Annotated in this window: 21 protein-coding genes; 17 read left to right on the top strand and 4 right to left on the bottom strand. The window is 33.6% G+C overall.

Features of this window, described 5'->3' with window-relative positions; all coding sequences use genetic code 11:
* The first annotated feature begins 34 nt into the window (after window positions 1-34).
* The 13 genes from J2Y38_RS12360 to J2Y38_RS12300 all read left to right on the top strand — a co-directional run bounded on the left by J2Y38_RS12360 (window position 35) and on the right by J2Y38_RS12300 (window position 13,917).
* Window positions 35-682 (top strand): GNAT family N-acetyltransferase, encoded by a 648-nt coding sequence (locus J2Y38_RS12360; protein ID WP_180856961.1) that lies wholly within the window; start codon window positions 35-37, stop codon window positions 680-682.
* Window positions 683-737: 55 nt separating this feature from the next.
* On the top strand, window positions 738-1,931 hold the full coding sequence (locus J2Y38_RS12355; RefSeq protein WP_309842894.1) for an argininosuccinate synthase domain-containing protein: 1,194 nt from the start codon (window positions 738-740) through the stop codon (window positions 1,929-1,931).
* Entirely contained in the window at window positions 1,924-2,901 is a 978-nt protein-coding gene (gene argC / locus J2Y38_RS12350) for an N-acetyl-gamma-glutamyl-phosphate reductase (RefSeq protein ID WP_309842891.1), read from the top strand. The genes J2Y38_RS12355 and argC overlap by 8 nt, the downstream gene beginning before the upstream one ends.
* Before the next feature lie 87 nt (window positions 2,902-2,988).
* Window positions 2,989-4,128: an aminotransferase class III-fold pyridoxal phosphate-dependent enzyme gene (locus J2Y38_RS12345; protein WP_309842888.1), complete on the top strand. Its 1,140-nt coding sequence runs from the start codon at window positions 2,989-2,991 to the stop codon at window positions 4,126-4,128.
* Between the two features lie 103 nt (window positions 4,129-4,231).
* Window positions 4,232-5,425, top strand: a complete 1,194-nt coding sequence (locus J2Y38_RS12340; RefSeq protein ID WP_409025141.1) for a glutamate-5-semialdehyde dehydrogenase — start codon at window positions 4,232-4,234, stop codon at window positions 5,423-5,425.
* Between the two features lie 211 nt (window positions 5,426-5,636).
* Window positions 5,637-6,398, top strand: coding sequence for a glutamate 5-kinase (proB, locus tag J2Y38_RS12335; protein ID WP_073483021.1), 762 nt, complete (start codon window positions 5,637-5,639; stop codon window positions 6,396-6,398).
* A gap of 107 nt (window positions 6,399-6,505) precedes the next feature.
* A complete protein-coding gene (locus J2Y38_RS12330) occupies window positions 6,506-6,895 on the top strand; it encodes a GxxExxY protein (protein WP_309842884.1) in 390 nt (129 codons plus the stop codon).
* A gap of 85 nt (window positions 6,896-6,980) precedes the next feature.
* Window positions 6,981-7,928: an N-acetylornithine carbamoyltransferase gene (locus J2Y38_RS12325; RefSeq protein ID WP_309842880.1), complete on the top strand. Its 948-nt coding sequence runs from the start codon at window positions 6,981-6,983 to the stop codon at window positions 7,926-7,928.
* Window positions 7,929-8,031: 103 nt separating this feature from the next.
* The gene (gene argB / locus J2Y38_RS12320) at window positions 8,032-8,805 is read left to right on the top strand and encodes an acetylglutamate kinase (protein ID WP_309842878.1); all 774 of its coding nucleotides are present in this window, start codon (window positions 8,032-8,034) and stop codon (window positions 8,803-8,805) included.
* Between the two features lie 278 nt (window positions 8,806-9,083).
* A complete protein-coding gene (locus tag J2Y38_RS12315) occupies window positions 9,084-10,154 on the top strand; it encodes a M20 family metallo-hydrolase (protein WP_035644856.1) in 1,071 nt (356 codons plus the stop codon).
* A gap of 175 nt (window positions 10,155-10,329) precedes the next feature.
* Entirely contained in the window at window positions 10,330-11,610 is a 1,281-nt protein-coding gene (gene argH / locus J2Y38_RS12310) for an argininosuccinate lyase (protein ID WP_309842873.1), read from the top strand.
* Window positions 11,611-11,752: 142 nt separating this feature from the next.
* Window positions 11,753-12,751 carry a DUF2157 domain-containing protein gene (locus J2Y38_RS12305; RefSeq protein ID WP_309842870.1) on the top strand — a complete coding sequence of 333 codons (999 nt, stop codon included), beginning with the start codon at window positions 11,753-11,755 and terminating at the stop codon, window positions 12,749-12,751.
* Window positions 12,748-13,917 carry a hypothetical protein gene (locus J2Y38_RS12300; RefSeq protein ID WP_309842867.1) on the top strand — a complete coding sequence of 390 codons (1,170 nt, stop codon included), beginning with the start codon at window positions 12,748-12,750 and terminating at the stop codon, window positions 13,915-13,917. Before J2Y38_RS12305 ends, J2Y38_RS12300 begins: the two co-directional genes overlap by 4 nt.
* Before the next feature lie 135 nt (window positions 13,918-14,052).
* Here the strand turns inward: J2Y38_RS12300 and J2Y38_RS12295 are convergent, their stop codons facing one another.
* Entirely contained in the window at window positions 14,053-14,595 is a 543-nt protein-coding gene (locus J2Y38_RS12295; RefSeq protein ID WP_309842863.1) for an HD domain-containing protein, read from the bottom strand.
* A 19-nt stretch (window positions 14,596-14,614) separates the two neighbouring features.
* Complete coding sequence (gene ytxJ, locus J2Y38_RS12290; RefSeq protein WP_073482078.1) at window positions 14,615-15,004, bottom strand: bacillithiol system redox-active protein YtxJ; 390 nt, start codon at window positions 15,002-15,004, stop codon at window positions 14,615-14,617.
* A gap of 205 nt (window positions 15,005-15,209) precedes the next feature.
* On the opposite strand from ytxJ, the gene clpB reads away from it, so the two are divergent.
* The 4 genes from clpB to J2Y38_RS12270 all read left to right on the top strand — a co-directional run bounded on the left by clpB (window position 15,210) and on the right by J2Y38_RS12270 (window position 20,871).
* Window positions 15,210-17,807: an ATP-dependent chaperone ClpB gene (gene clpB / locus J2Y38_RS12285; RefSeq protein WP_309842858.1), complete on the top strand. Its 2,598-nt coding sequence runs from the start codon at window positions 15,210-15,212 to the stop codon at window positions 17,805-17,807.
* Window positions 17,808-18,162: 355 nt separating this feature from the next.
* The gene (locus J2Y38_RS12280) at window positions 18,163-19,047 is read left to right on the top strand and encodes a DUF808 domain-containing protein (protein WP_309842856.1); all 885 of its coding nucleotides are present in this window, start codon (window positions 18,163-18,165) and stop codon (window positions 19,045-19,047) included.
* Window positions 19,048-19,393: 346 nt separating this feature from the next.
* A complete protein-coding gene (locus J2Y38_RS12275; RefSeq protein ID WP_309842853.1) occupies window positions 19,394-19,807 on the top strand; it encodes a hypothetical protein in 414 nt (137 codons plus the stop codon).
* A gap of 173 nt (window positions 19,808-19,980) precedes the next feature.
* Complete coding sequence (locus tag J2Y38_RS12270) at window positions 19,981-20,871, top strand: carbon-nitrogen hydrolase (RefSeq protein WP_309842851.1); 891 nt, start codon at window positions 19,981-19,983, stop codon at window positions 20,869-20,871.
* Window positions 20,872-20,947: 76 nt separating this feature from the next.
* Here J2Y38_RS12270 and J2Y38_RS12265 read toward each other — a convergent pair whose 3' ends face one another.
* Both J2Y38_RS12265 and J2Y38_RS12260 read right to left on the bottom strand, forming a co-directional pair.
* Window positions 20,948-22,207 (bottom strand): OmpA family protein, encoded by a 1,260-nt coding sequence (locus tag J2Y38_RS12265; protein ID WP_309842848.1) that lies wholly within the window; start codon window positions 22,205-22,207, stop codon window positions 20,948-20,950.
* Window positions 22,208-22,409: 202 nt separating this feature from the next.
* A complete protein-coding gene (locus tag J2Y38_RS12260; RefSeq protein ID WP_309842847.1) occupies window positions 22,410-23,930 on the bottom strand; it encodes a choice-of-anchor I family protein in 1,521 nt (506 codons plus the stop codon).
* Window positions 23,931-24,116: the final 186 nt, after the last annotated feature.

Below are 24,116 nucleotides of genomic sequence, written 5' to 3'. Positions count from 1 at the left end.
GCTTTAATTTTTAACTCTAACTTCAATTATTGAAATGAAGATCTCTATTGTTGTTACCCAGGAAGAACACTTCAAATTCGCACAAGAAATTTGCGATACGATAGAATCATCTGCCTTGTTAAGAGGTACGGGGATTGCTAAAAGAACTCCTGAGTACATTCAGAAAAAAATGTCGAATGGTGATGCAATGATTGCTCTGGCAGACGGGAAATTTGCAGGTTTTTGTTACATCGAAAGCTGGCAGCACGGAAAATTTGTGGCACATTCTGGATTAATCGTTCATCCTGACTACAGAAGTTTAGGATTGGCAAAAAAGATAAAATCTAAAGTTTTTGATTATTCTTTGAAGAGATATCCTGACGCTAAAATATTCGGAATCACAACTGGTTTGGCAGTTATGAAAATCAATTCTGAATTAGGTTATAAACCAGTTCCTTTCTCAGAATTAACGACAGACCCTAGTTTTTGGTCAGGTTGTAAAACTTGTACCAATTACCAAATTCTGCAGAGTAAGGAAAACAAAATGTGTCTTTGCACCGGAATGTTATACGACCCAAAAGAAAAACAAAAAACACCGCCAAGACATCCTTTTAATGAGGCTGTTTTAAGCAGACTTAAAAAAATCAAACAAGCTTTGTTTTTAAACAAAATATTGTCATTTGTTTTTTTATTTAAAATTTAACCAAAAAGAAATCTCAAACTGCTAAATACGAAAGTATTGGCCAAAATTATAAAAAATGAAAAAAGTAGTATTAGCTTATAGCGGAGGATTAGATACCTCGTATTGTTTGAAATATTTAAAAAATGAAAAAGGATACGAAGTTCACACTGTATTGGTAGATACAGGAGGATTTGATGCAGAAGAATTATCAGCCATTGAAAAAAGAGCTTACGAATTAGGAAGCGCACAACACGCAAACCTTACCATCGTAGACAAATATTATGATAAAGCTATAAAATATTTGATTTTTGGAAACGTATTAAAAAACAATACTTATCCTTTATCAGTAAGTGCAGAACGTGTTTTTCAGGCAATTGAAGCTATAAAATATGCTAAAAAAGTTGGAGCAAGCGCGATCGCACACGGAAGTACTGGTGCAGGAAATGACCAAATTCGTTTCGATTTAATTTTCCAAACCATTGCTCCGGAAATTGAAATTATTACACCAATTAGAGATTTAAAACTTTCAAGACAAGAAGAAGTAGATTATTTGGCTCAAAACGGAGTTCATTATTCTTGGGAAAAAGCACAATATTCTATCAATAAAGGACTTTGGGGAACAAGCGTAGGAGGAAAAGAAACTTTAACTTCAGGACAGCCATTGCCAAGTGAAGCTTATCCATCTCAATTGAAAAAAGAAGGAGAAGAAAAAGTAACCTTACATTTTGAACAAGGCGAATTAGTTGGAATAAATGGTAAAACAGATAAACCATCTAACAATATTGTATCTCTGGAAAAACTGGCAAATGCTTATGCAATTGGTAGAGATATTCATGTTGGAGATACTATTATCGGAATTAAAGGAAGAGTTGGTTTTGAAGCCGCTGCTCCTTTAATTATTATCAAAGCGCACCATTTATTAGAGAAACATACTCTTGGAAAATGGCAGCAATACTGGAAAGAACAATTAGGGAACTGGTACGGAATGTTATTCCACGAAGGTCAGTTCTTAGATCCGGTTATGAGAAACATTGAAACTTTCCTGCAAGACACACAAAAAACAGTAAACGGAACTGTAACCGTTTCATTAAAACCATACCATTTTTCACTTGATGGAATTGAATCTAAAAACGATTTGATGAATACAGGTTTTGGTCAATACGGAGAAATGAACAACGCTTGGACATCTGATGATGCTAAAGGATTTATTAAGATTCTTGGAAATGCACAAAACATATTTTCATCTGTAAATCAATTAGATCATGATTAATGTCGGAATAATTGGTGGTTCGGGCTACACAGCTGGAGAACTCATCAGAATTTTAATGTATCACCCAAAAGTAAACATCGATTTTGTTTACAGCACAACAAACGCTGGTAAACCACTTTCTGTGGCGCACCACGATTTGATGGGCGATATCGAAATGAATTTTACAGATATAATAAATCCTAATGTAAATGTGGTTTTTTTATGTTTAGGCCATGGAAAATCGATTTCATTTTTACAACAAAACGCATTTGCAAGCCACACTAAAATCATTGATTTAGGAAATGATTTCAGATTAAATAAAGATGCTCATTTCCAAGGAAAAGATTTTGTTTACGGATTGCCTGAATTGAACAAAGCAGAAATCAAAAAAGCAAATTATATTGCAAATCCAGGTTGTTTTGCAACAGCTATACAATTGGCTTTATTGCCATTAGCAGAACACAATATGCTTAATAACGATGTTCATATTAATGCGACAACAGGAAGTACAGGCGCAGGAGTTGGACTTTCAGAAACTTCTCATTTCAGTTGGAGAAACAATAATATGTCGCATTATAAAGCTTTTGAGCACCAGCATTTAGGTGAAATTTCAGAAAGTTTGGTTCAGCTGCAAGATGATTTTGAAAGCGAATTACTTTTTATTCCGAACAGAGGAGATTTTCCAAGAGGAATTTTCGCAACTTTATATACATTATGTGATGATAGTTTGGAACAATTAGTAGAGAAATATGAAGATTTCTATAAAAACGAACCTTTTGTAACCATTACCACAACAAACATCAACCTAAAGCAAGTGGTGCAAACGAATAAATGTATCATTAGTTTATTGAAAAAAGGAAACCGGGTTCTCATAACATCAATTATAGATAACTTAACCAAAGGTGCTTCGGGACAAGCGATTCAAAACATGAATTTAATGTTCGGTTTAGAAGAAACCACAGGTTTAAATTTGAGACCAAGCGGATTTTAATAATAGTTTCAAGTTTTAAGTTTCAGGTTTCACGTTCTGTACGTAACCTGAAACATGAAACTTGAAACAAAATAAACAAAACAAAAAATGAACTTATTCAACGTTTACCCATTATACAACATAACTCCAGTAAAAGCAATTGATTGTACCATTATTGACGACAAAGGAGTAGAATATTTAGATTTATACAGCGGACATGGTGTGATTTCCATTGGACACACACAACCGGATTATGTAGCAAAATTGAAGAATCAAATAGATAATTTAGGATTTTATTCGAATGCCATTCAGAATCCTTTGCAGGTGGAATTGGCTCAGAAATTAGGAAAACTTTCTGGTCTTGAAGATTACGAATTGTTTTTATGTAGTTCTGGAGCTGAAGCCAATGAAAATGCTTTAAAATTAGCTTCTTTCCATAACGGAAAATCAAGAGTTGTAGCTTTTGATAATTCTTTCCACGGAAGAACATCTGCAGCCGTTGCTGTTACAGATAATAAAAAGATTGTTGCCCCAATTAACGCACAGCAAGAAGTAACTTTTTTACCATTAAACCAAATCGAATTAGTTGAAGCTGAATTGGCTAAAGGTGATGTTACAGCAGTAATTATCGAAGGAATTCAAGGAGTTGGAGGTTTAGACCAAGGAACAACTGAATTTTTTCAAGCGCTAGAAAAAGCATGTAAAAAACACGATGTTGTTTTGATTTTAGACGAAGTACAATCAGGATACGGAAGAAGCGGAAAATTCTTCGCATTCCAACATCACGGAATCAACGCTGATATTATTTCGGTGGCAAAAGGAATGGGGAACGGATTTCCGGTTGGAGCTATTTTAATTTCTCCAAAATTTGAAGCAAGTTTCGGATTATTAGGCACTACTTTCGGAGGAAGCCACTTATCTTGTGCAGCAGGAATTGCAGTTTTAGATGTAATCGAAAAACTAGATTTACAGAAAAATGTAAATGAAGTTTATGAATATTTCTTAGAAAAAATCAAAGAAGTTGAGGGAATCAAACAAGTAAAAGGAAAAGGTTTAATGCTTGGTGTTGAATTCGATTTTGACGTAGCTGCTTTAAGAAAGAAATTAATTATCGAAAAACACATTTTTACAGGAAGTGCAAACAACAAAAATCTGCTTAGAATTTTACCGCCATTAACAGTTAAAAAAGCTGATATTGATACATTTATTGTAGCTTTAAAAGAAAGTTTAGAAGAACTAAAAAACTAAATTACCACAAAGTTAACCTGACGGGTTTTTAAAACCCGTCAGGTTTAAAATATAAGTTTCTAAAAAGAAACTAAACCAAAAAACAACCAACCAACTAGAAATTATGAATCCATTATCAATTGAAAAACGCAATCTCGTTTTGCAGTCCATGGCAAAGCTGGTCGAGCAGGAGCGGAATGAGATAATCTTGACCAATCAGGAAGATCTTGCTGATTACGACGGTTCCGATTTAGCGATGGAAGAACGCTTAAAAGTAGATGATAAAAAAGTCGACGAAATGATTTTATCATTAAACCAATTGGCTTCTCAGGAAGACCCCGTTGGCGTTGAGCGTTTTCATTTTACTCACGATAATGGAATTAAAGTAATAAATAAAACTGCTGCTTTCGGAACGATTTTAATCATATACGAATCTCGCCCAGATGTTACAATCGAAGCGGGCGGAATAGCTTTTAAATCCGGAAATAAGATTTTATTGAAAGGTGGAAAAGAATCTCTAAAATCAAACTTGAAAATAGTAAGTCTTTGGCACAAAGCTCTAGAAGAAAACGGAGTTTCAAAAGACTGGGTGGAATACCTGAATTACAACAGAACCGAAACTCAGGCTTTTCTAGAAAAACCAACTCAAAAAGTCGATTTGATAGTTCCAAGAGGCGGAGAAAAGCTAATTGAGTTTGTAAAAGCGCATGCAACTTGTCCCGTAATCGTAAGCGGTCGAGGAAATAATTTTGTTTACGTTCATAAAGATGCTGATACAGATTTAGCTTTAAAAGTAATTTTAAACGCTAAAACAGCTAAAATTTCAGCTTGTAATGCTTTGGATAAAGTTTTGATAGATTCTAAACTGCCAAATTTTGAAGGTTTCACAGCAATGTTGATTGAAGCTTTAATAGAAGCAAAAGTGGAAGTTATTGTCGATAAAACCTTAGAAAATTTTGAAAATACTAAAACACTTCAAAATGATGATATCTGGTATGAAGAGTTTTTAGATTATAAAATTGTAATCGGAACAATTGATTCTGAGGAAAATGCAATCGAAAAAATAAATAAATATTGTGGCGGACATTCGGCAGCAATTATTACCAGAGATAACGATGTTGCACAGCAGTTTATGGAATCGATAGATGCTGCAGCGGTTTACCAAAATGCTTCAACCCGTTTCACAGACGGTGGACAATTTGGTCTGGGCGGAGAATTAGCAATAAGCACTGATAAATTACATCAAAGAGGACCAATCGGCCTTCAACATCTCGTAACCAATAAATGGTACGTTTACGGAGAAGGACAGATACGATAATTTTAGATTTTAGAGTTCAGATTTTAGATTGATAATTAACGATTTTTGATTTCAGATTATTGGAATTTGGAATTTATTTATTGGAATTTAATATAGACAAAGCTTTGCGAACTTACCGTTTGCAAACACAAACAATATAAAAAAACCTTGCGCCCTTTGCGTTAAAAAAAAAACTTAATGCCTTAGCGCCTTCGTGGCAAAAACAAAAGACATGGCAAAAAAACGGATTTTATTAAAAATAGGAAGTAATACTTTAACCAAGGAAACCAATCATATTTCGCGGGGAAAGATTGAAGACCTAGGAATACAGATTGCGGCTTTAAACGACGAGTATGAGTTTATCATAGTAAGTTCAGGAGCAATTGCGGCAGCGAAGCAATTTGTAAAACTGGATAATCAAGATAAAGATGTTTTTGTAAAGCAAGCTTTGGCTTCAATCGGACAGCCGCATTTAATGCGGATTTACAATGAAAATTTTAAGGATTTAGGATTAAATACTTCGCAGTGTTTACTTTCTTATTCTGATTTCGAAAAAGAGCAGACCAAAAAGAACATTGTAAATACAATTAATGTATTGGTTAAAAACAATTACATTCCGATTATCAATGAAAATGATACCGTTGCCACAGATGAGATTCGGTTTGGAGATAATGACAAATTAGCGGCTTTAACGGCTGTTCTTTTAAATGTTGATATTCTGATCATTGCAACGAATACAAACGGAATTTATACGAAAGATTCTATTCATGATGAAATTCCAGAAACGATCAAATTGGTAAATGATTTGAAGTCGCTTGAAAAAGAAATTGGTGAATCAAAATCATCACACGGAACAGGAGGAATGCAATCAAAAATAGAAGCAGCTGGAATTGCAAAAGCAGCAAATATTGAAACCTGGATCGTAAATGGCTTAAATGATAATTTTATTTTAAAAGCATTAAAGGACGAAATCCCGTTTACTAAGATTGTGTGATATTGAACGCGGATGAAACGGATTCGCTATCGCGAAGACGCGGATTAAATCGGATTTTATCTTTGTATTTTAATTTTATGTAATATATTTCATTCAAATTTATTTTTATGGAATTATTACATCGAGAGTTAACTGAAGTCATTATTAAAACTTTTTATGAAGTATATAATGAATTAGGACATGGATTTTTAGAAAGAGTTTATCAAAATTCCTTGTATTTGGAATTGAAAAATAAAGGTTTGTATGTTGAAGCTCAGAAGAAAATTAAAGTTTATTATAAAGGTATTGAAGTTGGAGAATATTATGCAGATTTAGTAGTTGAAGATTTAATTATTTTAGAGCTAAAAGCAGCTAATTGTATTGTAATCGAGTTTGAAAATCAAATTTTGAATTATTTAAAAGGGACGAACTGTGAAGTAGGTTTACTTTTAAATTTTGGGGCAAAACCAGAATTTAGACGAAAAATATTTGAAAATAGTAGAAAATTAAGAATATAAAAAATCCGCGTTAATCTGCGTCTTCGCGATAGCGAATCAGTAGAATCCGCGTCTAATTTTAGAAAGCAATAGAAAACAAAAAGACATGAATTATATTTCAATACAAGATATCGACTCATTATCAAAATGGGTAAAAAGCGCGATCAAGATCAAAAAAGACCCGCTTAAAAATAAAAAATTAGGAAAAAACAAAACCTTAGGAATGTTATTCTTCAACCCAAGTTTAAGAACGCGTTTGAGTACTCAAAAAGCGGCTTTAAATTTAGGAATGAACGTTATGGTAATGAATTTTACCAATGAAGGATGGACATTAGAATTCGAAGATGGAGCAGTGATGAATTCTGGGGCATCTGAACACATTAAAGAAGCGGCAGAAGTCGTTTCACAATATTGCGATATCATCGCAATCCGTGCTTTTGCAGGTTTGGTTGACAAAGAAAAAGATTATCAGGAAACCGTTATTTCAGGATTTTTGAAATACGCTACGGTGCCAATTGTAAATATGGAAAGTGCAGTTCGTCATCCAATGCAGTCTTTAGCGGATGCGATTACAATGGAAGAGCACAAAACAAAACACAAACCAAAAGTGGTGCTTTCTTGGGCACCGCACCCAAAAGCTTTACCTCAGGCAGTTGCAAATTCATTCGTAGAAATGATGCAAATGCAAAAAGATATGGATTTTGTAATCACCCATCCAGAAGGTTACGAACTAAGTCCAGAAATTACACAAGACTGCAAAATCGAATACGATCAAAACAAAGCTTTTGAAAATGCCGACTTCGTTTACGTAAAAAACTGGAGCAACTTCAACGATTACGGAAAAGTAACCAACAGCGATCCAAACTGGACGGTTACTGCTGAAAAAATGGCTTTAACCAATAACGGAAAATTCATGCACTGTCTTCCAGTTCGTCGTAACGTAATTGTAAGCGATGAAGTTTTAGACGGGGAAAATTCAATTGTAATCGAACAGGCTAATAACAGAACGTATTCGGCACAATTAGTTTTACAAAAGATTTTGAAGAAATTGTAAATTAAAGTGACAAAGAAACAAAGTTGCAGAGAAACGGAGGTTTAATAACCTCGTAAAAAAACTTTGCAACTTTGTTACTTTGTCTCTCTGAACCTTAAAGATAATGAACGTATCAGTAATAAAAATAGGTGGAAACATCATCGACAATCCAGCAGAATTAGAACAATTCTTAACCGATTTTTCTAAAATTGAAGGCTATAAAGTTTTAGTTCACGGAGGTGGAAAATCGGCTACAAAGATGGCACAGAGTATTGGTCTGGTTCCGCAAATGATTGATGGACGCCGAATTACAGATGCTCCAATGCTTGATGTTGTAGTAATGATTTACGCAGGACAAATCAACAAACATATTGTAGCGCAATTGCAGGCAAAAGACAACAATGCAATTGGTTTTTCGGGAGCTGATGGGAATTTAATTCAATCTGTAAAAAGAAATCACCCAACTATCGATTACGGATTTGTAGGCGATGTAAAACAAGTCAATACAAAATTGCTGGCAACTTTATTGGAAGCTGGAGTTGTTCCTGTTTTCTGTGCCATCACACACGATAAAAACGGACAATTATTAAATACAAATGCTGATACGATTGCAAGCGAATTATCAATTGCATTATCAGAAGTTTTTGATGTTACTTTGACATATTGTTTTGAAAAACAAGGTGTTTTACAAGATTCAGAAGACGATTCATCTGTAATAACAGAAATCAACGAAGCATTATATAATAAACTAAAAGAAGAAAAAGTGATCCATTCCGGAATGATTCCGAAACTAGATAACTGTTTCAATAGTTTATCAAGAGGAGTGAAGAAAATCAAAATTGGGCATCACAAAATGCTCCAAAATTCAGATATTCCGCATACAACTATTACATTATAAAAAATGTTGCCATGAATTGACGCTAATTTTCTCTGTTAAAAGAGAAAATAATTTTAGACATACATTAAAAAGTTTATTTTGATTTTAAATCTGAGATAAAAAAATAATTTATGAAAATACGTGTAATCAGTGGCAAAAAAACGGAACTGCGCAGTGCTTTTAAATATTAATTTAAGAAATTTGCGCAAATTAAAAATGTCGCATATTATTTAGTTAAGAAAGTAAAAGCTTAAAAAAAACTTAGCGACTTAGCGCCTTTGTGGCAAGAGCACAACAAAATGAAAAATATAGATACGCTTACCCAGGAAGCAATTAGTTTATTAAAAAGCTTAATCGAAACCCCTTCATTTTCAAGTGAAGAAGACCAAACAGCTTTGTTAATTGAAAATTGGTTCAATCAAAACGAGATTCCATTCAAGAGAGAAAACAACAATGTATGGGCTTTCAACAAATATTTCGACGAAAATAAACCAACACTTTTATTAAACTCACATCACGATACGGTAAGACCTAATCAGGCTTACACCAATGACCCGTTTAAAGCAATTGAAAAAGACGGCAAATTATTCGGTTTAGGAAGTAATGACGCAGGAGGATGCTTAGTTTCATTATTAGCAACGTTTGTACATTTTTACGAAAATCAAAACCTGTCACACAATATTGTAATTGTGGCTTCCGCCGAAGAAGAAAGCAGTGGAAAAAATGGTTTAAACAGCGTTTTAAAAAGCTTACCTGAATTAGATTGCGCGATTGTTGGAGAACCAACTTTAATGCAATTGGCAGTTGCCGAAAAAGGTTTATTAGTTCTTGACGTAAAAGTAAAAGGAACTGCAAGCCACGCCGCGCACCAAAATGATGATAATGCATTATACAAATCAATTCCGGTAATGGAATGGTTTAAAAACTATAAATTCGACAAAATTTCAGACGTTTTAGGCCCTGTAAAAATGACCGTAACGCAGATTAACGCTGGAAAACAGCATAATGTTGTGCCATCAGAATGTGATTTGGTTGTGGATATTCGTGTAACAGACCGTTACACAAACGCTGAAATTTTGGAAGTTGTAAAAGCAAATGTAAATGCCGAAGTAACACCAAGATCAATGCATTTAAATGCTTCGTCTATTCCAGTTGCGCATGGTTTAGTACAGGCAGGAATTGCTCTAGGAAGAACAACTTATGGTTCGCCAACACTTTCAGATCAATCCGTTTTAAGCTGTCAGTCTTTGAAATTAGGACCAGGAGAAACGTTACGTTCACATTCAGCAGACGAATTTATTTTTGTAAATGAAATTGAAGAAGGAGTCGATTTGTATATCAAAATACTAACCGATTTCTTTAAATTATAATTTTTTTAGGAGCTAATCCCGCTATCCGTTACAATCTTTTGTGCCGAACCCCGGCACAAAAGGATTTCCACTACTATCGGGGCTAGAAACACCACCAGTATAAACAATGACATTAGGTCTAAATTAGAAAACAATCTAAGAAGTCTAAAATCTAAGAAGTCTAAAAATCTAAGTTATGAAACTTTGGGAAAAAGGAATACCAACAGATAAACAAATCGAGCAATTCACAGTTGGAAATGATCGTGAACTGGATTTAGTTTTAGCAAAATACGATGCTTTAGGTTCAATCGCTCATGCTAAAATGTTGGGGCAGATTGGTTTATTGACTCAGGAAGAAACAACTTCTTTAGTTGATGCCTTAAACGAAATTATTGCAGATATCGTAGTTGGGAATTTCGAAATCGAAGATAGTTTCGAAGACGTACATTCTAAAATTGAATATCTGTTAACCGTAAAATTAGGCGATGCAGGAAAGAAAATCCACACCGCACGTTCTCGTAACGATCAGGTTTTGGTTGATGTTCATTTGTATTTAAAAGACGAATTAAAAGCTATAAAAGAACAGGTAAAAACCTTGTTTGACTTGTTGATGGAATCAGCAGAGAAACATCAAAATGTATTATTGCCAGGTTATACGCATTTACAAATCGCCATGCCATCGTCTTTCGGAATGTGGTTTTCTGCTTACGCTGAAAGTTTAATAGACGATATTACAATGTTAAATGCAGCTTCAAAAATTGTAGACCAAAATCCGTTAGGTTCTGCAGCAGGTTACGGAAGCTCATTTCCAATCAACAGAACATTTACAACTCAAGAATTAGGTTTTGAAACTCTAAAATATAACGCCGTTGCAGCGCAGATGAGCCGTGGAAAAGCAGAGAAAACAGTTGCTTTTGCTATGACAAGCGTTGCTGGGACATTATCTAAATTTGCCATGGACGTTTGTTTGTATATGAGCCAAAACTTTGATTTTATTGGTTTACCTGCACATCTTACAACAGGTTCAAGTATTATGCCTCACAAAAAGAATCCTGATGTTTTTGAATTAATAAGAGGGAAATGCAATAAAATTCAGGCACTTCCATACGAAATCACTCTAATTACTAATAATCTTCCAAGCGGTTACCATAGAGATTTACAGCTTTTAAAAGAAGGCTTGTTTCCTGCAATTCAGACTTTAAAATCATGTTTGGATATTGCTATATTTTCTATAAAAGATATTACAGTTAAAGATCATATTTTGGAAGATAAAAAATACGATTACTTATTTACTGTAGATACTTTAAACGAAATGGTTGTGGATGGAATGCCGTTTAGAGACGCGTATAAAGCCGTTGCAGAACAATTAGAAGCTGGAACATATAAATCTCCAAAACAAACAAAACATACGCACGAAGGAAGTATTAATAATTTGTGCTTAGAGCAAATAAAACAAAAAATGAAAGCGGCTTTCTAAAAGCTTATTTCCTAAATATTTTAAACCGATTTGCAGCTAATGCAGATCGGTTTTTTTATTTCTTCAAATTATATTTTTGAAACTTAAGAAATTTCGACCTAATTATCTAAATTTGAGAATCTATTATTTTTAAATCAAAAATATGACGCAATTTGACGAACAGGCATCTCAAGGCCTTTTTGAGAAAAACTTAATTACAGAGAATCAGTTTCAGGAAATAAAAGAATATCGAAGCCTCAATATTTTCTCACTCAATGTCGAATTAAAGCTGTTACTTTCGATTTCGGTTTTAATGTTTACCTCAGGGATTGGAATTCTTATTTATGACAATATCGACAGTATTGGACATATTGCACTTCTGGCTATTTTGTTTGTTCTTGTTTGCGGTTGTTTTTATTACTGCTTTAAAAATTCCAAAGGTTTTCAGAAAACTGAAACCACTACAGAAAGTCATTTTCTGGAATATATAGTTTTAACAGCCAATGTTCTCACTTGTATTTTTATAGGATATCTGCAGGTTCAATATGAGTTATTTGGAACACATTATGGTTTGGCAACTTTAGTTCCTACAATTGTCAGTTTCTTTTGCGCCTATTATTTTGATAACAAAAGCGTTTTAACCATTGCCGTTACAGGTTTGGCGGCTTATGTTGGGCTTTCGGTAACACCTCAGGATATTTTTAACAGCAATAATAATTTTTACGCGAGCCAGAGTTTAAGTTACTCTGCGATTATGCTGGGCGTTTTACTTATTCTATGGACAGTTTATAGTTTCAGAATTAATTTAAAAACACATTTTGCGCTCGTTTATCTCACATTTGCTTTGCATATTATAAGTATTGCATCGATAAGCAATATGGTTAGTGAAGATATTATCTGGCTTCTTTTCTCTTTGATTTTAGCAGCTTCATCTGTTTACTTTTATAAAATAAGCCATCAGCTCAAAGCAATTTCACTGTACATTTTTATGATTGTTTACGCCTACATTGGCATTAATATTTTCATATTTAGAATTTTCGAGCACGTTGATTTTGGCGATATATGGGTGTTATTTATTATGATATTACCCGCTTACTTCATTGGCTCGATAGTATTGTTTATCAAACTGATTAAAAACTTCAATAAAGAAATAGCCGAATGATAGTACACGATAAAAATTTACTAAATAATTTATTTTTAACCGAAGAAACTGATTCTCTTGAAAGTGGAGGATTTATCAGCAAAGACCAAAAGAAAATAATTAGAAATCAATTACCGTCTTTCAAAATCCAAAATAACATTCTAGTTCGTTTAGGATTTTTTCTGTTAGGATCATTTTTATATTCATCGATTTGCAGTTTTATCTCTTTAATTGCATTATCAGGAGCAGATTCTTTTTTTAAAATTTGCTGCTTTCTTTTTGCAGGCGTTGGTATTGCAGGTGCTGAATTTTTGTCGAATAACAAATATTACAGAAACGGCTTAGATGATGCTTTTATTTTAGGGATACTTTTAAATGTAGGCGGAGCAGTTTTCATACTTACAGAAGATTTTGAAACAGGATTAACTCCCGCTATTTTTGTTGCTATTGCTTCTTTTTTAACTTATAAAAGATATTTACATCTGCTTTCTATGTTTGTTTTTTGTTTGGCAAGTTCAGCAGTTTTATTTTTCGGTATGTTTGAAATTGGAGATATTGGTAAAACAATTTTACCTTTTGTGGCAATGTTAACTTCAGCAGGATTTTATTTTTTTACAAAACAAAGAATCAAGAATTTAAAAGAAGTTTACTATTACAACGGATTATTGTTAGCCAATAGTTTCTGTTTGATTCTATTTTATCTTTCCTGCAATTATTTAGTAGTAAGAGAACTTTCTGCAGAACTTTTAGGAGTTGAAGTTCAGCCGGGACAGGATATTCCGTTTGCCTATTTCTTTTACGCATTTACGTTTATAGTACCGGTTGTGTATTTGGTTCAGGCTTTAAAAACCAAAGACAGAATCATGCTTTGGATTAGTTTTGGAGTAATAGCTTTTACTGTTTTTACCATCCGATTTTATTATTCAGTTTTACCAATTGAAGCAGCTTTGACTATTGGAGGATTAGTGATGTTTGCCATTGCATTTTTCTCTATCCAAAAATTAAAAAATAAAGAATCCGGATTAACTTTTAAACCAGACAGGATCAATCATTCAACTGCAATTTTAAATGCTCAGACTTTAATCGTAGCTTCAACTTTTGGTATGAAACCAGAAGTTAAAACAGAATCGCCAATGGATTTTGGAGGAGGAGGGTTTAGCGGCGGCGGATCCGGAGAGAGCTTTTAATTAATTGTAAATTGTGAATGGTTAATTATTATTATAGTGAAAATTTAAAAAGTGAAAATTTAAAAAGTGAAAACTTATAAAACAAAAAACGCTGAATTTTTATTCAGCGTTTTTTGTTTGTTTTAATAAAGAATCTTAATCAAGATATTGTTCATACTCTTCAATTTTAGAACGTAAACGATTTTCTAAATAGGCATTACCGCCTTTTAATTTTTCTAAAATAATTGCGGCATCATCTTTATATTTTCTTCTTTTAAGATTATCCCAGCTTTTTGGAGGTTTTTGCAAATTGGTAATTCTATCCGCTAATTTTACAGCCCAGACTTCTTTTTTAAGTTTTGAAATTCGGGTTAAGCTATCCAGTATTCTTTCTTCTTTTGGTAGATCACTGTTTTTTGTAAGAGCAGAAACTCCTTCGGCAATATCTAATCCAAACTCAAGTTCAAGTTCTTCAAAAGTAGTATTGGTATCTTCTAAAGTATCGTGCAATAAAGCAACTTGTGTAGCAAAATTTAAATCGAAATTTTCAGTATTATTCGATGCAATTAAAATTTCCATCGCAACATTGCTCAAATGAATGACATACGGAAGATTAGAATCAGTAATAGTCTGATTATTTTCTAAATGCTTTATTGTTGCAAAAATTATTGTTTTTTGATAAGCCGTCTGAACATCCATTTAATCAACTTTAGAATTATTAAACTTTACTTTTCAAAGCCTCAGCATCAATATCACTATGCGAAACATTGTAAACTGCTTTTCCGTTTTTGATTAAAATTAATTGAGGCGATTCGTGGTAAACCCCAAATCTATCTGCAATTTCATTAGAAATATCTCTATGTGCAATTAAATCAAGAAAATAAGCATCAACAACTTCTTCAAGATCAAATTCTCTTTCAAATTGTTTTAAAGCCATACGGCTGATACTGCATCTTGTACTGTGTTTAAAAATTACAACAGGTTTTTCGTTAGATATGGCTTCGATTTCCATTAACTGATGAATATCGGTCAATTCTGTCCAATTAACTTTGCTTTTTGGAGCATCTGAGTTCTCAGAATTTCCGAAGATTGAATTTAAAAAACTCATATTTGGCTTGTTTTGTGACTTTTTGACATCTAAAACTGATTAAAATCAAGATTTTTACGTCATTTTGTCTTTGTTTTTACTGTGGAATATAATTTGAATATCGATTAGCAAAGTTAAATCTTTTGAGTTAAAAAAATATCTCAATAAGACTTAACTTTAATGTAATCGAATATTTAAAATAAAAAATCAATCAAATCTTAACAATATGAACATAAATAAATTTACTATTAAATCGCAGGAAGCCATTCAGTTGTCGCAGCAATTAGCACAGCGAAACGGCCAGCAGCAAATTGAAAATGAACACATTTTCAAAGCCATTTTTGAAGTTGATGAAAACGTCGCGCCATTTATTTTGAAAAAATTAAACGTAAATGTGCCTTTGTTTTTACAAATTTTAGACAGCACAATTCAGAGTTTTCCAAAAGTTTCAGGAGGCGATATTCTGCTTTCCAGAGATGCAAATAAAGCTTTGAATGAAGCAGAAATCATTGCGCAAAAAATGAATGACGAATACGTTTCTATCGAACATTTAATTTTGGCAATTTTCGATTCAAAAAGCAAAGTTTCTCAAATTTTAAAAGATCAGGGCGTTACCGGAAAAGGCTTAAAAGCCGCAATCGAAGAATTACGTAAAGGTGAAAGAGTAACTTCTGCATCTGCCGAAGAAACTTATAATTCATTAAATAAATACGCTAAAAACTTAAATGAATTAGCCCGTACAGGAAAACTGGACCCGGTTATTGGCCGTGACGAAGAAATTCGTCGTGTATTGCAAATTTTGACTCGTAGAACAAAAAATAACCCAATGCTTATTGGTGAGCCCGGAGTTGGTAAAACTGCCATTGCAGAAGGTTTAGCACACAGAATTGTTGATGGTGACGTTCCGGAAAACTTAAAAGATAAAATCGTTTTCTCATTAGATATGGGGGCTTTGATTGCCGGAGCAAAATTTAAAGGAGAATTTGAAGAACGATTAAAATCGGTTGTAAAAGAAGTTACTTCTGCCGAAGGAGATATCGTTTTGTTTATTGATGAAATTCACACGCTTGTAGGCGCGGGTGGAGGTGAAGGCGCAATGGATGCGGCTAATATCCTGAAACCGGCTTTGGCTCGTGGAGAATTGAGAGCAATTGGTGCCACAACTTTGGACGAATATCAAAAATATTTTGAGAAAGACAAAGCGCTTGAAAGACGTTTTCAAAAAGTTTTAATTGACGAACCGGATACAGAAAGTGCGATTTCAATTTTACGTGGAATTAAAGAGAAATACGAAACACACCATAAAGTACAGATTAAAGATGAGGCGATTATAGCCGCTGTTGAACTTTCACAGCGTTATATTACCAATCGTTTTTTACCAGATAAAGCGATTGACTTAATGGACGAAGCGGCTTCGAAACTGCGTATGGAAATCAATTCAAAACCTGAGGAATTAGATGTTTTGGATCGTAAAATCATGCAGTTGGAAATTGAAATTGAAGCGATCAAACGTGAGAAAGAAGAAAGCAAACTGAAAATCCTTCGTATGGATTTGGCAAACCTGAAAGAAGAACGCAACGAAATCTACGCCAGATGGAAATCTGAAAAAGATATTGTGGACGGAATTCAGGCTGTAAAATTAGAAATCGAAGATTTTAAATACGAAGCAGAACGTGCAGAACGTGACGGTGATTACGGAAAAGTAGCCGAAATTCGTTACGGAAAAATAAAAGAAGCACAAGAACGTCAGGAAGCATTACAAAAACAATTGTTAGAATTTCAATCAAATAATTCTTTGATTAAAGAAGAAGTAACCCGTGAAGATATTGCAGAAGTTATAGCAAAATGGACTGGAATTCCGGTTATGAAAATGCTTCAGACAGAAAGAGAAAAACTATTGCATCTTGAAGATGAATTACACAAACGTGTAGTGGGTCAGGAAGAAGCGATTGAAGCTGTTAGTGATGCCGTTCGCAGAAGCCGTGCGGGTCTACAAGATATGAAAAAACCAGTTGGAACTTTCTTATTCCTTGGAACAACCGGAGTTGGTAAAACAGAGTTGGCAAAAGCATTGGCAGAATATCTTTTTGATGACGAAAATGCGATGACCCGTATCGATATGAGTGAGTACCAGGAACGTCACAGCGTGAGCCGTTTAGTTGGTGCGCCTCCGGGATATGTAGGTTATGATGAAGGCGGACAATTGACAGAAGCCGTTCGTAGAAAACCGTATTCAGTTATTTTATTAGATGAAATCGAAAAAGCCCATCCGGATACGTTCAATATTTTATTGCAGGTTCTTGATGAAGGCCGATTAACAGATAACAAAGGCCGCCTTGCCGATTTTAAAAACACGATTATCATTATGACCTCAAATATGGGAAGTCATATTATTCAGGAAAAATTTGAAAACCTAAAAGGAAGCGTTGAAGTTGCTACAGAAGCTGCTAAAAACGAAGTTTTAGGATTGTTGAAACAAACCGTTCGTCCTGAATTTATAAATCGTATCGACGAAATCGTAATGTTTACGCCGCTTACAGTTGAGAATATTTCAAAAATTGTAAGTCTGCAATTAAAGAGCGTTACAAAAATGCTGGCACTTCAAGGTATTACGATGGATGCAACTCCAGAAGCAATTGCTTACTTGTCAGACAAAGGTTATGATCCGCATTTTGGTGCAAGACCTGTAAAACGTGTGGTTCAGAGAGAAGTATTGAATCAATTGTCAAAAGAAATTTTGGCAGGAAATATAACAACAGACAGCATCATTTTACTAGATGCTTTTGATGGTAATTTGGTTTTTAGAAATCAAACACAACTATAATTTATTTGGTTAATTATTTTTGAGGAGAAAACACCAGTCGAAAGGCTGGTGTTTTTTTATATCCGTAAATAATGAAACTTTTTCCAAAAGTCCTATAAACAAGAAATCTGATTTAATTCTCAAATTTACTATAACATAAAACTAATTATCATGAACAATATATTTAGAGGGTTAATCGCAGGATATGGAGCAAAAAAATTAGGCGGCGGATGTTTTGGAACCATACTGGTTTTTGTAATTATCTGGCTTTTATTAGGTCAGTGCAGTTAAAAATTAAATCCATGAAATCATTAAAAACATCAGCATAAAAAGTCTTAAATTCGCACAACTAAATTTTAAACAAAGACAAAATATAATGGCATCAGGTTTTTTCGTACTACTAGACGATATCGCAGCAATTATGGACGACGTTGCAGTAATGAGTAAAGTTGCAGCAAAAAAAACAGCAGGTATTCTGGGCGATGACTTAGCGGTTAATGCCGAGAAAGCTTCTGGATTTGCTTCATCGAGAGAGCTTCCTGTTTTGTGGGCAATAAGCAAAGGTTCGCTTCTTAACAAAATCATTATTTTGCCTGTCGCTTTTCTATTAAGTGCATTTTTTCCTATTGCAATCATTGTAATTCTGGTTCTAGGCGGACTTTTCCTGGCGTATGAAGGAGCCGAAAAAATTTACGAATTTATTTTTCCTCATGATCACGAAGAATCAGAAGGAATTACCGAAGAAGTTCTAACAGAAGAACAAATTTTAGAAGTAGAGAAAGGAAAAATAAAATCAGCAATCGTAACCGATTTTATCTTATCTGTCGAAATCGTAATTATAGCTTTGGGAACTGTTATTGATGAACCTCTTACACAGCAAATTATCGTAACATCAATAATTGCCGTAATCGCAACGATAGGAGTTTATGGTATTGTAGCCCTTATTGTTAGAATGGACGAAGCAGGGTATAAGCTTATTAAATTTAGTAAAAGAGAAAAAAGCATATCAAAATTCATCGGAAATATTTTAGTTAAAGCACTTCCATTAGTTATTAAAAGTTTAACCGTAATTGGTACAATCGCTTTAATATTAGTTGCCGGAGGTATTTTTGTGCACTACATTCCATATTTCCATCATTTATCTGAAGAAATTAAGATCCCTTCCATTATAAAAGAATTCGTAATTGGATTGGCTTTAGGACTTGTCGTTTTAGGATTTGTGAATCTCTTCAAAAAAATATTCAAAAAGAAAAAACATTAATCTAAAAATAAGATTAAATAATTTATGAAACACCAGTCGAAAGATTGGTGTTTTTTTTTGAAGCAGAATTATCAATTTTCAAAGTACCTGCAGTCCCGCTATCCACTATATCTTTTATGGTCTCGTTAAAGAAACGAGACCATAAAAGGATGCCGTTTCTATCGGGGCTAAACGAGACTTTTTTGTTTTTCATAAGAAATTATGTTTCTTTTTAAAATTATTTTTGCTAAATAAGTCTCTCAATTACAAAAGTTTACTCTTTTTATTGTGCAAATTAACATTTGGCTAAAGCAACCATTTTATTTATTCCGCATCTTCATATTATAACATTAAATTATTATTTTATATGAAAAGTTTTAAATTAAAATCAGTTTTAGTAGTTTTATTCTTGTCAATTGCATTTGTTTCATGTAATAATGATGACGACGAGGAACCGGTAAACAATTCATTTTCAAAAACAGCATTTGTTACTGAAATTAAAGGACCGGCGACAGGAAAAGTGAATGACGAGTTAAGCTACGAAATATCTTTTGTTGTAGATAATGGTTGTGGAGAATTCGATAAAATTTCTGAAGTAAAAATTGGAGACGTAAACGGATTACAAGTTATAGCGAAATATCCAACTGGAGTTTGCACACAGCAGGTTCCAGATCCTAAAAAGACAGCTTACAAATTTAAAGCAACTGCAAAAGGAACTTTTGACATTAAATTCAAAAAATCAGCAACAGAATTCATAACTAAAAGTGTTGTTATAGACTAACATTTCTTAGTTGATTACTTTAGGTGGTAAAACCATTTTGCAGACGTTTAATTTTAAACCGATGTGAAATGGTTTTTATTTTAGTAATATCTACAAATTTAATTGTATCATAAAATATTGCGCTTTTGCCATTCCTCTAAAATTTACTATTTTTGCACTCTAAATTTTATGTCATGTCGAAAAGAAAATATAAAATATCGGTAATTCAGTTAAACCTGAATGATGTAGCCGAAAACAATTTAAAAAAATGTATCAGCTGGGTAAGAGATGCGGCAAGTCAAGGCGCAGAAGTTATCTTACTTCCGGAATTATATAGCAGTCATTATTTCTGCCAAAGCGAAGATGTGGACAATTTTGCATTAGCAGAACCACTTTACAGCACTTCATTTATTGCTTTCAGCGAGTTGGCAAAAGAACTTGGAGTAGTAGTTATTGTTCCTTTCTTCGAAAAAAGAATGGCAGGAATTTACCACAACAGTGCTTATATCATCGATACAGATGGTACAGAAGCTGGTTTATACCGTAAAATGCATATTCCAGACGATCCGCATTTCTATGAAAAATTCTATTTTACGCCAGGTGATTTAGGTTTCAAGGCAATAGAAACTAAAAAAGGAACAGTTGGAACATTAATCTGCTGGGATCAATGGTATCCGGAAGCAGCTCGTATTACAGCTTTAAAAGGTGCAGAAGTTTTATTTTATCCAACTGCAATTGGATGGCATCCAAAAGAAAAAGAACAATACGGAGAAAACCAATACGGAGCCTGGATGAACGTAATGAAAGGCCACGCCGTTGCAAATGGTGTTTTCGTTGCAGCAGCAAACCGAATTGGTCTTGAAAAATATCTTGAAGGAACAGAAGGAATTCAATTTTGGGGAGCATCATTCATTGCTGGTCCGCAAGGAGAAATTTTAGCGCAGGCATCTCATGATAAAGAAGAAATCTTAATTGCTGAGGTTGACTTAGATTTACAGGAAAATGTTCGTCAAAACTGGCCATTCTTCAGAGACAGAAGAATTGATGCTTTTGGAGATATTACAAAAAGAGCAATTGATAAATAATTTAGATTTATCTTGATATAAAATAAAAAGTCGGTTTCAATAATTTGAAACCGACTTTTTTAATGTAATATATAATTTACTTTACCTTGAAAGTAACTCTTCTCACGATTTGACGTGCCTCTTTTGAGTTTTTGTTTACCGAAGTATCTTCTCCGTTCGCAATTACATTCAATCTTGAAGCATCAATTCCCGCATTAACAGCGACTTTCTTAACAGCTTCAGCTCTTTTTCTTGACAACTCAGTATTGTAACTTGTTTTTCCAATTTCGTCAGCGTAACCCACAATATCCGCAGATTTTCCAGGATTATTTTTTAGATATTTCACTAAGAAATCAACACCTGATAAAGAAGCGTTTGTTGGTTTAGACGAATTAAAATCGAAATAAACATTTACATATCCTCCATTAATTAATTCTTCTACAGTGCTGTTTGTTGCACCTTTACCGTTTTGTCCGTATGTTTTCTCTAAATAGCTTTCCAGTTCATCCGGTACACCATTTTGATTATTGTCAATAGATTGTCCTTTTGTATTTACAGCCACTCCGGCAATCGTATTTGGTTCTAAATCATATAGATCAGCGACACCATCTTTATCACTGTCAATAAGGCCAGTTTCAATAGTAGTAACCCTATCTTCTAATTTATTTAACCTTTCATTTTCTTCAGAATACCAGTCAGCATGTTTTTCATTTTTACCTAAATAGAAAGTCAAACCAACAGAAGCATTTAGTAAAATACCATCAAAAGAATCAGTTGTAGTATTTCCCATTCCGTCAAAATTCCAGTTTTGTCTTCCGTTAATAATTCCGGTAAGATCACCAGTCAAAGCAACTCGGTTACTTAATTTAATTTGTCCTGTCAAACCTGCGATTCCGTGCGCCATATAATCCTGACCACCAAAACCGGTTTCAGTACTAATTTGCGAAACTCCAAAACCCCCATGAGCCAAAATCCCAATAGTATTTGTCCATGTTTCAAAATTTAAGGCGCGTCCAACATTAATAACCCCTTGTAAACTTGCACGTACATATCGACTTTCAAAATCAGGAGTATTGTTTTTTTCTGTAAATTGATCGTATCCAACATCTAACTTTACACCAAACTTTGGATTAAACATATATCGTACACCTAAATCACCATGAAACAAATTCAGGCTTTCAGTAGCATATCCCGGAGTCATGGCTCTTGTTGGTTTATTAACACCACCATTTAATTCGATAGACCATTTGTTATATTCTGGCTTTTCAATACTTGGTGCTGTAGACATGGTAGTCATTTGTGCATTTGCAGCGAAGGCTAATAGTAAAAGAGATACAGATGCTAATTTCTTTTTCATAATATCAAAAAATTTAATTCGGCTTTTATTTAAACTCTTAGCAAAAGTAGGGCTGGCATTTTTGGAATGTGTTGTATACCGTCTTACATAATTCCCATTGTTTTGTCTAAGAATCTGAAAATACATTAATTAAACTTTTGTTTTTAGCAAAAAAAAAAGGATAAAATCTAAATTTTACCCTTTTTGAATTTTAAAATACTGGTTATTTTAAATCTGGCTGATAAATTTTTATTGTTCCGTCACCTTCGCTGCTCACAACAACTAAACTTCTTTTAGTTGGGCTTTTTGAAGCAGGAATATAAAGTACACCTTCTGGAGCATCACCCGTTTTTACCGTTTGTAAATATTGAGGTGAAGCAGGATTCGTAACATCATAAGTCATAAAAGCATCAGATCTTTCAAGACCTACAAATAAAATATTCTGATTTCCCATTTTAGCAACAACTACAGCTTCTGGTTCAGAACCTTTATCATCGCTTCGTTTGTCATCGTAAGTTCCTAATTCGTTTGTTTTTTTGTCAACATCATTTTTACTGTCATAAACGATTTTTCCAGTGTTTCCGTTCCAGATAGAAAATGATCTTGCACCAAAACTTACCATTTCATCTAAATCTCCATCACCATCTGTATCTCCCATATCAGTAATAAGATTCAATCTTCCTAAATTAGCATCTAATTTTAAAGTAGCAGCATCAGGGAAAACCGTTGCATCAAGCTTCAAACTTTTCATACGTTTAATGTCTGTATAAGCATCATATTCTCTTGCATCACCTTCATTAGCAGTAACAAAGTAAGGAACATTATTAGAAGAAAAATGACTGATAGCATCCGGCATATATAATCCTTTAACTTTCCATGGGCCAAATGCAATTTTGTCGTCACTATCACTTACATCAATAGCATTTTCTGCCGTATTGTAATCTTTTAATCCTAAAGGATAAATTGCAGTAATAGTTTTTGAAGCCAAATCCACTTTTGCAACACCATTGTTTTCCTGCAAAGTTACCCAGGCCGTTTTTGAATCATCAGAAATTGTAATGTACTCTGGTTCAATATCCTGAGCAAAACTTTTAGCATACTTAGAAATTCTGAATCCGTCTTTAGCCAATGCCGCTGCCTGACTGCTGAAAGAAGCAAAATCAAGAGTTGTAACAGTATAATTGCTAGTTTCGATAATAGAAATAGTTCCGTTTGGATCTTGAGAATAATCAGTATTTGGTTCACCTTCGTTAGCAGTCATAATATATTTTCCGTCAGCAGAAAATGTAATCATATCTGGCAATGCACCAACTGTAACTTGTTTTATTAAGCTGTAATCGCTTGTGTTAAAAACAACAACTTTTCCGTTTCCTTGTTTGTTTGTCGTTGATTCTAAAGCAACAGCCAGTTTTCCATCATAAATAGAAACGCTGTTTGAAGCACCTTCATAAGCAGCTAAATTAATTTGACCAATTTTAACCGGTTTTGTTGGGTCGGCTAAATCAATAACATCAATTTGATTAGTTCCACTGTTATTTACAGTAAAAAGTCTTTTTGTTTTTTCGCAATAAGCAGAAATTTCAGCAGCAGCTTCTCCGCCAATTTTAATCGAACCAATTTCTTTAAAAGTGGCAGGATTTTCATTTACAACAGTTTCCGGTTCTTCGTTGTTAGAGTTTTCATCGTTATTACAGCTAGCCATTAAAAATAAAGCTGCTAATAAGGATAGAGTTACTTTTTTCATTTGTTAGTGTTTTAGTTTTTGCCAAAAGTAATTAGCCGATTCCGGTCGAATATTAAGCCTTCATTATTTAATCTTTAACTTAAATTTTGGAAGATATTATTTGTGAAATAACAGATGATTTTATTCAGATGTTTTAAAATCCTAACGAATGCTTATCTTTGTACACTTTTAAAAATTAGAACCTTT

This window comes from Flavobacterium sp. 2755 (assembly GCF_031455715.1).
GTDB lineage: Bacteria > Bacteroidota > Bacteroidia > Flavobacteriales > Flavobacteriaceae > Flavobacterium.
This window is presented reverse-complemented; position numbering and strand designations above follow the sequence as displayed.